Raw genomic sequence first — 12,071 nt, 5'->3', positions numbered from 1 at the left:
TCGATTTTTGAGGGGTTTTTGGTTTTTGATATTCGAGTTTTTTAGGCGTTATTTTATTGCTTAGAAAGAACTTCTTGCCGATATTCTTTTGCTGATTCTTGCAACCTGCTAATCATTTCTAATTTCAGATCTTTTCCGAGAAGTGCTGAGGTATAATTTTCCGTTTCTAAAAAATTGAAGAATAAGACGTGATATTTCTTCGGAATTAAAAGTTCGTTCATCAAGAATTCTTCATTTATAAGGTCATCCTCTTTAAAAAAGGCTTTAAAATGTTCAAATCTTAAATTATATTCAACTTTATGAGCTATTTCGGTCTTTTTTTTCTTCGGAAAAATAAGTTTAGCAAGATATAAAGGAGCTTCCAGTAAATTTCCGTAACCAGGTCTGTAAGCCAGTGGGTTTTTAGCAATATCACTTCTGATGCCTTTAAGCAATTGATCATCTAATTGCTCTACCGGAACTTTAAAACTTTTACCGCCAGATAGCTTTACTTCTTCCAGACTATTTGTTGTTAATTCGACCACTATTTCTTCTTCAAAATGAGAATTTTTGACCATAAATTTATAGGAATTGTAAGCAATCGATCTAAAACTGATGGTATCGCCTAAATTAGCAGAGATCAAAAATTTACCCTCAGCATTGGTTTCTACATAAAATCCTTTAGAAATATTTTCAACTTTAAAGTTGGGAATTATTCCTTCGGTATTGTAAACATAGCCGGTTATTTTCTGTGCATTTACCGTAGCGCTGCAAATGATGAATATCAATAACCAAAAAAGATCTTTCATTTTAAGCTTTTTAAAGTTTTTTCTGGGAATTTCTACATCTGGATTTGATACATTCAAAATCTTTGTAGCGATCAATCTTAAGAAGCTTTATATACTTTGGTTTATTAATCATAGAAAGGATGATGGATAAATTTCTATAACGTTCCGGTTTGTAAAATATTGGTCTAAACCTACAATTTGAGTGGGAAAGTCAATTGAACCACGAAAATTTTTAAAAACTAACCTAATATAGAAACTTATTACTACATTTGTAGTATGTAAACTACTAATGTAGCAATGAAACAATTCTCTAAATCTGAATTACAGATCATGAAATACCTTTGGGCTATAGAAAAGGGGTTTCTTAAAGATATTGTAGATCAATTTCCAGATCCGGCACCAGCTTACACTACGATTTCAACATTGATCTCTAGGATGGTGAAGAAAGGATACATAGGTTTTGAAAAATATGGGCGTGATAAAGAATATTATCCCAAAATCACCAAAACCGAATATTTTAAAAATCATTTTAAAGAGATCGTTTCTGGATTTTTCGATAATTCGAGTTCTCAATTCGCTTCGTTTTTTACAAAAAATTCAGATTTAAGTTTAGAAGAACTCAAAGAGTTAGAAAGTATTCTTCAGGAAAAAATAAAAGATAAAAAGCAGCAGTAAATGATCGCATATTCAATAATAAGTATTCTTAGTTTAAGCTTGTGTTACTTCATTTATCTAGCTTTTGTTAAAGCTAAAAATCATCAATTTAGCAGGTTTTTTTTATTACTTATTCTAGTTGGTGGCTTAAGTGCTCCTTTGTTGCCGATCTCAAACTTATTTGAAAGTAATCTACCAACTGTAAATTTAGATTTTAATGCTGAAGACATCTTCGCAGGACATCCAAGAGAATTGACAATTGAAGCTTCAAATGATTTAAGTAGCGAACAAACTTTAATTCCTTTCGAAGAAAAGAAACCGAATCCATTAAACATCTTATCGATTATTTTCGGGCTAATTACTAGCATTTTCATTTTACGCTTTACCAGGAATTTATTGCTTATCTATAAAAAATTAAAGATTTCAAATTTCGGAAAACAAGGGAAATACCGCGTTTTTATGTCCAAGGCTAATGAGGAATCTTTTAGTTTTTTCAATTACATTTTTATTGAAGATGAAAGAAATAAGACAACTCTGGAATATATTCTAGCCCACGAAAAAGCCCATGCAGATCAGCTTCATTCCGTAGATCTTATAATTGTTGAAGTCTTGCTATGTTTCTTCTGGTTTAATCCTGCATTGTGGCTTTTAAAGAAAGAAATTATTCAGAATCATGAGTTTTTAGCAGATGAAGCAGTTTTGAAAAAGGGTTTTGGAAAAAACGATTACGCATCAACAATATTTAATTTTTGCCGGGCAAAACAAACCAGCCTGGCGAGTTCATTTAGTTTTATCAATACCAAAAAACGAATTACCATGATTTACAAACATCATCCATCAAAACTGAAATTATTTTTAAATCTATTTTCAGCATTAAGCTTATTTGCTTCAGTATTGGTTTTTAGCTCTTTCGCCGCAGAAAGGAGTGATCCTAAATTTGTGGTGCTTCTAGACGCCGGGCATGGCGGAATAGACCCAGGAAATCTTCAGCACGGAATTCAAGAAAAAGATATCAATTTAAAAATAGCTTCAACTTTACAAAAACTAAGTGATCGTGACGTAGAAATTCGATTACTTAGGGATGAAGATGAATTTATAGATTTGAAACACCGCTTGGAAATCGCAAAAACTAGCAGTGCAGACCTTTTGCTAAGTTTACACTTGGGGGGCGGAAATAAAAACGGAGTTCAGGGATTTTATAATCCAGAGAGCAGCAGTGCTGCTGCATCTAAAGAAATTGCTGAAGATTTGGTTTCAGTTTTTAAGGATAAGGCTTCAAAAATTAATGAAGGAAAGTTTATAATCTTACAAAGTAAAAAACCTTCGGTATTGTTAGAAGTGGGAGATTTTGCGAGTAACGAAAATTCAAATTACTTCAATAGTGAAGTAGGGCAGCAGAAAATCGCAGAGAAAATTTTTAAAAGCTTAAAAACAATTGCCGAAAATCGATAAAATTAGCTTCGGTTTTAAACTGAAACAAAAAAGGTGGGACAAAAATGTCCCGCCTTTTTTATTGGCACCGCCAATGGGTATAATACTACGAGGCTCTCCTCGAGGTAGTTTACTAAAAAGTGATTTTAAATTTTTTCATCGCTTTTAGGATGCTCACTTTCTTTTTGATGTTCAGGTTTAGTGCCACGCTCATTAAACTGATAGTTTTCTTCATCTGGAATATCAGCTCCATCTGTAGAAACATCGGCTTCATTTCTTCCTGGAATATCTAAATTTTCAGCAGTAAAATCGGTTGGAGTTTCTTTATTATCCAGTTCGGCATCCTGTCCTTTGTTCATGCTTTTGCCTTTATCATTCAAAGCCTGTTCATCTTCTTTCGTGATTTCTGGATTGTAAGGTAGATCCTGATTTTTGTTTCTTTCAGTTGTGCTCATAATTTTTATTTTCAATTTAAAAAATATAGGTCAGAATCTTCTAAAATCAGACTTAAGCTTGTTTTAAAATGCTCTTAAATTAAGCACAAAAAAGGCGAAACCATAAGGTTCCGCCTTTTTTACACAATTTGAACTTTTATTTATAGACTTCGATTAAAGCCTTTTGCAATCTGTAAGATTATATTTCTCCTTCAGAATCTAACATTGCAAAGAATTTATCAAGATTTGGAATTACCACAATTCTAGTTCTTCTATTCTTTGCCATATTTTCTTTAGATGTATTTTCTACTAGTGGAGCATAACTACTTCTACCTGCAGCGATAAGTTTTTTGCCATCTACATCGTATTTATCCTGTAATTGTCTTACAACTGCTGTGGCTCTACGTACACTTAGATCCCAGTTATCTTCTAACCAAGAATCTTCTACCATGGTACGATCGTCTGTATGACCTTCTACCATTACTTCCATCGCTGGCTCGCTGTTAATTACTTCAGCAAGTTTTTTAAGTAATGGTTGCGCCTCGTTAGACAATCTATAGCTACCGCTTCTAAATAATAATTTATCTGAAACGTTGATCATCACGACTGTTTTATCTACAGTAATATCTACATCGTCACCATCTTTACCTTCTGTAATCTCATTTTTAAGATTATATGAGATAGCAGCGTTAATAGAATCTTCTAAAGTTTCTACACCTTCAAGCTTAGAGGCATCCATTTTAGCAATGGTTTTTCTCATGCGCTCTTTAGTCTTGTTAGACATCGCTGTTACATCGTTCATTTCTAACTTTTCGTCATTAGAAGAGCGTAGCGAATTTATCTTTGCATTATAGTCTGCTACTCGCTCTTCTATCGCAGCGTATTTTTCTTCAATTTCTTCTTTTTCTACTCTTGTTTGTTGTAGGGTACTTTTAGTATCGTCAAGCTCACCCTCTAAGGCTACATATTTCTTTTTAGAAACACATGAGGCCAACAGGGCCGTTGAAAAAACTGTTACAGCTAAACTTCTTTTCATTTTTCTCATTATTTAAGTAGTTAATAGTTTAATATTGAATTCAACTTTTTTGCTGAATGATGGCTTAAAACAACATAGAATTTTAATAGATAGTTTGTTTTTAAGCTTATTTAACTTGCTATTAAACTTTTTTCACATTTGGAATTTTAGTGCTTCAAAAACGTACCCAAAAATTTTGGGGAAGTTTTATTTTACTTTTATAACTGTTGAAAAACAGTTGTTTATGGTCGATATAAAGATTTTTTCTATTTTTTCTGAAAAAATATTTAGGAAATTAAAGTGTTGAAATTTTCTAAACTTCTGTAGAATTTGTTCCACAGATGTGGTAATTTCAATTTTAACAGAAGATTATAAGAATATCGCGTAAAATATGCCTTCTTAGTAGTTAATTGCAGCTGCATTTTTTCCGCAATCAATTAAGATATACCATAATTTGAGTAAGAAACATCCAAAACTGAGAAAAGCATTAAGGATTACCCTAAAGATCTTAGCTGGTATACTTATTTTCTTATTATTGCTTATCCTTTTTATTAGAAGTCCGTGGGGGCAAAATATTATTGTAAATAAGGTAGTCTCTTCGATCGAAAAGAAAACGAAAACCGAAGTTGAAATCGATCGTTTATTTATCACATTTGGTGGAGCTGTTAGTTTGGAAGGGCTTTATCTTGAAGATAAAAAAGGAGATACATTGGTTTATGCTCACAATCTGGAAGCAAATATTCCTATTTGGCCCATTATAAAAGGAAGCGGATTTGGGATTAATGATCTTGATCTAAAAGGCTTAAAAGCAAATGTATATCGAAAAGACTCGATTTCTGGCTATAATTTTCAGTTTTTAATGGATGCTTTTGCGGCTTCAGACTCTACGAGCACGCAGCAAACGCAAGCTCAGGATACCACTTCATCTTCCATGAATATTAATATCGGAGACGTTAATCTTCAAAATATTATTCTGAATTATAATGACGAGGTCACCGGGATGGAAGCCGAAATTAAATTGGGAGAGCTAGATGTCGCCATGCGAAAAACAGATCTTCAAAATATGCAATTTGAGGTTGCAGACGCTTCGCTTAATAATACGATGGTGGTATATCGGCAAAATAAAGCTTTACCACCAAGTGAAGATTCTGAAGCGCCAATGCCTTTGGTTGTAGTAGATCGTTTAAGGTTGAATAATGTAAATGCTAAATACCAGTCTGAACCTGATGGAATGCTTGCCGACGTTCATATTCCAGAATTTCTTGCTGAAATGCCCAAAATGGATCTTGGGAATTATGAAATTGAGTTGAATACCGTATCGCTAAAAAGATCGAATATTTTGCTAAGAATGCAGACTAAAACTGCACAATCTCAGCCTAAGGATTCGACTGAGAATGATACCGCAGGTTTTGTTTGGCCGGCCTGGAAAATTAATGTTCAAAATATCGATTTAGAGCAAAATAATATCGCGTATATCGTAGATAGCGCTAAGATCGAGCAACAAAAATTTAATCCTAATGCCTTAAAGTTTAGAGATCTTAGTCTAAAAACCGGAAATATAATATTGGCAGATCGGCAGGTTAATGCAGATATTAATCAGGTGAGTTTTAGAGAAGCTTCGGGATTAGATCTTAGAGAATTTTCTACGGAAGTCACTTTGGATAATTCAGCATTAAATGTGAAGAATCTTATTCTGACTTTAAATAATAATCAGCTTCAGGGAACACTTAAATTGAAATATGATGCTGTAGAAAGCTTGATCGAAAAACCTGAAAATGCGAGTTTAGATGCTAGTCTTTCTGAAATTCAGCTGGATGTAAATGAAGTATTTAGATTTCAGCCTGCACTTCAGCAAAATCAATATTTAAAAGCACTAAGCCGTAAATTACTTACCGGAAGTTTAAGTGCTAACGGCCAATTGTCGAATATCAGGATTCCTTCAGCAAATATCTCCTGGGGAAGTCAAACAAATCTGATACTAAATGGGCAAATTCGAAATGCTACAGATCCCGAAAATATTTATTTTAATATTCCACGTTTTAGAGCACGTTCAACCAAAAGCGATCTAAACTATTTTGTAGACGAAAAGCAGTTAGGTATTAATTTACCAAAGAGCATTGCACTTTCTGGAAACCTTGCTGGTACGCCAAGTGATATTGAAGCAGATGCCGTTTTAGAATCCAGCCTTGGGAATATTATCGCGAAAGGAAACTTCCAGAATACAGAAGAGATTGCATTTCAGGCAGATGTAAAAGTAGACAGTTTAGGACTAGGAGAATTGTTACAAAATGCTGCTTTAGGAAAATTAAATCTTAAGCTTAAAGCGAAGGGTAGCGGTAATACAGTAAATACGCTAAATGCGCAGTTAGAAACCAATATTAGCCATTTTACTTATAACAATTATCCTATCAAAGATCTTAAGATCACGGGAGATATTGAAAATGGTCGTGGCGATATAGAAAGTAGCTACGAGGACGATAATTTGAATGCCGACTTGCTTGCGAATGTGATCCTAGATTCTGTTGCTCCTGAAGTTAGTCTGAATCTAGATCTTGCTGGAGCAGATCTTGCTGAACTTGGTATTGTTAATCGAAATATTCGTACCGGTTTTAAACTGCAGGGTAATTTTAAAGGAAATGCGAAAAAATACGAAGCTTCGGCAGAAATAAAAGAAGGTGTCGCCGTTTACGATAATCATACTTATTTGTTAGGAGATTTAGACCTATCGGCTTTTGTAACTCCAGATACCACCTCAGTAAAGGTAAATAACAAAATGTTGGATCTTAACCTGCAATCTAATGCGAGTCCGTTAGAATTTAGTCAGGCCCTAAAGCGACATTATCAAAGTTACCTAACCGAAGACGATCCTACCGATACGGTAGAAAATCCGGTAAATCTTTATGTAAAAGGAACGATTAGCCAGGCACCAATTTTAAACGAAGTCTTGCTGGTTAATTTAGAAGAATTAGATACCGTAAAAATTGATGTCGATTTTAGCGAAAAGAAACATAAACTAAACGCAGACGTTAAGATACCTTTCGCTCATTATTATGGTGCTGCGATTGATAGTTTAGGGATTTCGGTACGATCAGACCGTAAGGATCTCGATTTTAGTTTTGGTTTTAACTCGATTAGTGCCGGCCCACTGGCGCTAAAGAAAACCGAATTAAAAGCAAATTTGGCAAATCGCGTTTTGGGATTAAACTTTAATTCGGTTTACGATGAAGATACGCTAGTCAATGTTTCTTCAAAATTATCGAAAAACGAAGATGTTTTTAGATACGAAGTGAGTGATAAGAAATTAATTCTGAATAAAAACCTGTGGCATATTCAGCAAAATAATGCGCTATTATACGATGGTGAAAAAATAATATTCGAGAACTTTAGGATCACAAGGGAAAGTCAGTCTCTAGAACTCGTGAACCAAGAAAACGAACGAAATTTAGATAATATCACCTTACTGTTCGATAATTTTAAACTTGCTGCTTTTCTGAACTTCTTAAATCCTGAGGTTAAATTAGCGAAAGGAAATATGAATGGACGTTTTGCTTTGGTGGAGCCTTTTGGTAAGACCGGGATCCTGGCAGATCTTAATATCGAGCAATTGGAATCTATGGATGTAGATCTTGGGAAGTTATCTTTACGTGGAATCGCCATGGGCGCCGAAAAGTATCGCTTCGAGATGGGAATGAAAGAAGGCGCCGTAGATATGGATCTTACAGGAAATTACGTTGCGGCAGATTCTACCGCCAATCTGGATATGAATTTAGATCTTAACAAAGTTGAAATGGCTGCGGTAACAGGATTTTCATTTGGTGCTTTAGAAGATGGTAAAGGTTCATTTAAAGGAAATATAAAATTAAACGGAACAACAGTAAATCCAGAGTATTCTGGTAAGATTGATTTTAATGATGCGCAGTTTAGGGTTTCTATGTTAAACGCTCCTTTTATTTTTAAAAATGAAACGCTCGATTTAGATAATGATGGGGTTTATTTTAATAATTTCAAGATTGGCGATACTAAGGGTAATTCTTTTGTAGTCGATGGAGAATTGGGGACTGAAAGTTTTATAAATCCTACCTTCGATCTTAGTTTTGAAGCTAATGACTTCAATGTTTTAAATTCTACGGAAGAGGATAATGATCTTTTCTACGGAACAGCCAGCTTTGATGCTCAGGCCACGCTAAAAGGAGATCTAAATTTGCCAAAATTGAGACTTAATCTTGAAGTTGGTGAAAATACAAATGTTACCTACGTAGTGCCTGAAACCGAATTGCAAATGCAGGAACGTGAAGGCATCGTCACTTTTGTAAATAAAGAAGATCCTGATAATATTCTAACTCAAAGCGAGGAAGAATCTTATGTTTTTAGCGGTTATGATATAGGTGCTCAATTAAAAATTCGAGATGAAGCGATTATCAATGTCATACTAAATGAACAAACAAATGATAACCTTCAAATCCAGGGAAATGGCGACCTGCGTTTTAATATTTCTCCAAACGGAAGAACTTCTTTAAGCGGAAAATACACAATATCAGACGGTCATTATGAAATGAGTCTCTACAACCTGGTAAATCGTAGATTCGAAATTGCAGATGGTAGTTCGGTGAGTTGGAGTGGCGATCCTTTTGATGCCAACTTAGATGTAAGAGCTATTTACAATGTAGAAACCTCAGCCTATGCACTAATGGCTACAAGTCTATCGGGTAGTAGCGGTCGCGAACAGAACAGATATCGCCAGGAACTACCATTTATGGTTTATTTAAATGTTGATGGTGAATTAATGCAACCTGAACTAAGTTTTGGTTTAGATATGCCAAGAGACTCGCAGGGAGCCATTGGTGGACAGGTGTATGGTAGAGTGCAGCAATTAAATAGCCAGGAAAATCAATTAAATAAGCAGGTATTCAGTTTGCTGGTTTTAAACAGGTTTTATCCAGATGCTGGAACAGATGGTAGTAATGGAGGAACAATGGCCATTGCAAGAGAAAATATTAGCCAGGCACTATCAGATCAATTAAATATGTTTTCTGAAAAGCTACTGGGAGACACCGGTGTTTCGCTTAATTTTGGTGTAGATAGTTATACCGATTATCAGGGTGATAGTGGGCCGCAGCAGCGCACAGATCTTAATGTAAGTGCACAAAAGAAATTATTGGACGATCGTTTGATTGTAAGTGTAGGAAGCCAGGTAAATATAGAAGGAAGTAATAGCGGAAGACAGGAGACCAATCCACTTATTGGGAATGTTAGTTTAGAATACCTGCTTACCGAAGAAGGACGTTTTAGAATACGAGGTTTCAGAAGAAATCAATTTGAAAACGTGATCGATGGCCAATTGATCGTTAGTGGAATTGCATTAATATTTACTCAGGAATTTAACGAATATCGTGAGTTATGGAATACCTTGCTTAAATCTGAAGAGCAAGAAGACCAACCCGCCAAAAAAGAAGACGAAGAAGAATGAAAATAAGGAAATATAGCATCATTTTTTTAATGGCTCTGGGCTTTCTTAATGCCTGTAGCGTAGATAAATATATTCCTGAAGACGAATATCTATACCGGGGTGCAGATATCTCTTTGATTCCAGATACCACATCGATAAAAGATCTTGGGAAAGTTAAAACAGAGCTTCAAAATGTTTTAGTGCCTAAGCCAAATTCTAAATTTTTGGGTGGTTATCCTGGTCTTTATTTTCACTATAAAGCACAACGGGAAAAACCGGGAATCATCAATAAATTTCTGGATAAAAAAATTGGCGAAGAACCTGTTTATTTAAGCGATGTAGAAATTGGTAATACCCAGGATCTAATTCTTAATCGATTAGAAAATCGCGGTTTCTTTTACAGTAGGGTAAGCGCAAATGTAAATACCAACGATAAAAAAAAGATTGCAACAGCAGCTTACGATGTGGGCGTTACTACTCCATACAGGATGGAAAGCTATCAACTGGTAGAGGATAGTTTGCTCATTTACCAGGATATGAAACCGATAGTTAACGAGAGTAAATTCTTTGAAGAGATGCGTTTCGATCTAGCGAATATGAAAAATGAACGTCAAAGGATCGATGTAGCGCTTAAAGAAAAAGGTTACTACAATTTTAACTCGGGATTTTTATTGTTTCAAGCAGATACCAATCAATACGATAATAAGCGTTTTGATCTTTTCTTAAAGGTGAAAAAGGATGTGCCTGAGAAAGCACTTATTCCGTATAAAATTTCTAAAGTAAACATTTACCCAAATAGTTCTATACAGCGTGATTCTTTACAGAAAGATAGTGTACGATTTAATAATAAAACTTTTGTTCAGGATCATGATAGTATCTTTTTCCTGCCAAAACGATTAGATCCATTTGTTTTGATAGAAGAAGGAGATTATTATAGTCCCGATATCTCTAAGGCAACCAGTAGAAGATTGGGCTCGATAGGCGCTTATAAGTTTATAAATATCGATTACGAGGAAGTAGATACGCTTGCCACAGATAGTTTAGGTGTTTTGGAAGCTAATATTTATTTGTCGCCCTTAAATAAACGTGCGATTAGAGCCGAATTACAAGCGGTTACTAAATCTAATAATTTTGCCGGCCCTAGCCTTGCACTTTCTTTAACCAATAGAAACTTATTTAAAGGAGGTGAAATTATAAATATTCAGGGGCGTTTTGGTTACGAAGTTCAGGTAGCGAGTGGGAATAACACAGGTTTAAATAGTATTCAGTTAGGTATAGGTAGTGATCTTATCTTTCCTAGATTATTATTTCCATGGCATTTTAACGAGGATTTTTTTAAATATGATATTCCAAAAACAAAGATTAGCCTTAATGTAGATTATCTAAGACGTAGTCAGCTTTTTGCATTAGGATCGGCTTCTTCGACATTTGGTTATATATGGAATGCGAACAGATATGTAACGCATAGTTTCGACCCTGTATCAGTTACTTATGTAGATCTTATTAATACCACACCAGAATTTGAAGAAATTTTGGATGAAAATCCATACCTGAGAAGTAGCTTTGAGCAACAATTTATCGCGGGATCTATGTATAGTTTTACGTATAACGGAATGGTAGATCAAAATAAAACGCATCAGTTTTTTGTAAATTCAACGCTAGATATCGCAGGAAACTTCTTAGATCTTGTAAGCGGAAATGCAGAAGAAGATCCGCAAACCGTTTTCAATTTAGAATACGCACAATACGCTAAAGCCGATGTTGATTTTCGTTATCATTTAAATTTGGGTAGCGGCACTAAAATTGCTACTCGCTTGTTCGCTGGTTACGGAATGCCCTACGGTAATTCTGAAATTATGCCTTTTACAAAGCAATATTTTTCTGGAGGACCGTATAGTGTAAGAGCTTTTAGGATCAGGCAACTTGGCCCCGGAGTTTATAATCCTGATGAAAACAGGGATGAAAATGGTGTAATAAATACCGATTATTTTGATCGTGCCGGGAATATTCGATTAGAAGCAAATATCGAATATCGTTTCCCACTTTTTCCTCCTTACGTAAACGGAGCTGTCTTTGCAGATGCCGGTAACGTATGGACGTCTACAGAAGAAACGAGTTTACCGGGTGGTAAGTTTAGCTCGAACTTTATGAACGAACTAGGAATTGGTACCGGGGTAGGTGTACGAGTAGACATACAGGGATTTGTAATTCGCTTTGATCTTGCAGCACCAATGCACGATCCTTCGTTACCAGAAGGAGATCGATGGACCTACGATTTTGGAAGTCCTATTTTCAATTTTGCGATAGGATATCCATTCTAGTTG

General features: G+C 35.0%; 7 protein-coding genes. 4 read left to right on the top strand and 3 right to left on the bottom strand.

Annotation, left to right across the window (positions count from 1 at the left end; all coding sequences use genetic code 11):
* Window positions 1–53: 53 nt before the first annotated feature.
* Window positions 54–788: a hypothetical protein gene (locus BM201_RS07440; protein ID WP_139219159.1), complete on the bottom strand. Its 735-nt coding sequence runs from the start codon at window positions 786–788 to the stop codon at window positions 54–56.
* 276 nt (window positions 789–1,064) lie between these two features.
* On the opposite strand from BM201_RS07440, the gene BM201_RS07435 reads away from it, so the two are divergent.
* Both BM201_RS07435 and BM201_RS07430 read left to right on the top strand, forming a co-directional pair.
* Window positions 1,065–1,442 (top strand): BlaI/MecI/CopY family transcriptional regulator, encoded by a 378-nt coding sequence (locus BM201_RS07435; RefSeq protein ID WP_092541157.1) that lies wholly within the window; start codon window positions 1,065–1,067, stop codon window positions 1,440–1,442.
* Entirely contained in the window at window positions 1,443–2,873 is a 1,431-nt protein-coding gene (locus tag BM201_RS07430) for an N-acetylmuramoyl-L-alanine amidase (RefSeq protein WP_092541155.1), read from the top strand.
* A 125-nt stretch (window positions 2,874–2,998) separates the two neighbouring features.
* Here the strand turns inward: BM201_RS07430 and BM201_RS07425 are convergent, their stop codons facing one another.
* Together BM201_RS07425 and BM201_RS07420 are read right to left on the bottom strand one after the other, a co-directional pair.
* Window positions 2,999–3,307 (bottom strand): hypothetical protein, encoded by a 309-nt coding sequence (locus tag BM201_RS07425; RefSeq protein ID WP_092541153.1) that lies wholly within the window; start codon window positions 3,305–3,307, stop codon window positions 2,999–3,001.
* Between the two features lie 178 nt (window positions 3,308–3,485).
* Window positions 3,486–4,322: an OmpA/MotB family protein gene (locus BM201_RS07420; RefSeq protein ID WP_175486999.1), complete on the bottom strand. Its 837-nt coding sequence runs from the start codon at window positions 4,320–4,322 to the stop codon at window positions 3,486–3,488.
* A gap of 433 nt (window positions 4,323–4,755) precedes the next feature.
* On the opposite strand from BM201_RS07420, the gene BM201_RS07410 reads away from it, so the two are divergent.
* Together BM201_RS07410 and tamL are read left to right on the top strand one after the other, a co-directional pair.
* Window positions 4,756–9,768 carry a translocation/assembly module TamB domain-containing protein gene (locus BM201_RS07410; protein WP_092541147.1) on the top strand — a complete coding sequence of 1,671 codons (5,013 nt, stop codon included), beginning with the start codon at window positions 4,756–4,758 and terminating at the stop codon, window positions 9,766–9,768.
* A complete protein-coding gene (gene tamL, locus BM201_RS07405) occupies window positions 9,765–12,068 on the top strand; it encodes a translocation and assembly module lipoprotein TamL (protein ID WP_092541145.1) in 2,304 nt (767 codons plus the stop codon). Before BM201_RS07410 ends, tamL begins: the two co-directional genes overlap by 4 nt.
* Window positions 12,069–12,071 lie beyond the last annotated feature (3 nt).

Origin of the sequence: Zunongwangia mangrovi, assembly GCF_900112105.1 — a bacterium.
Taxonomy (GTDB): domain Bacteria; phylum Bacteroidota; class Bacteroidia; order Flavobacteriales; family Flavobacteriaceae; genus Zunongwangia; species Zunongwangia mangrovi.
This window is presented reverse-complemented; position numbering and strand designations above follow the sequence as displayed.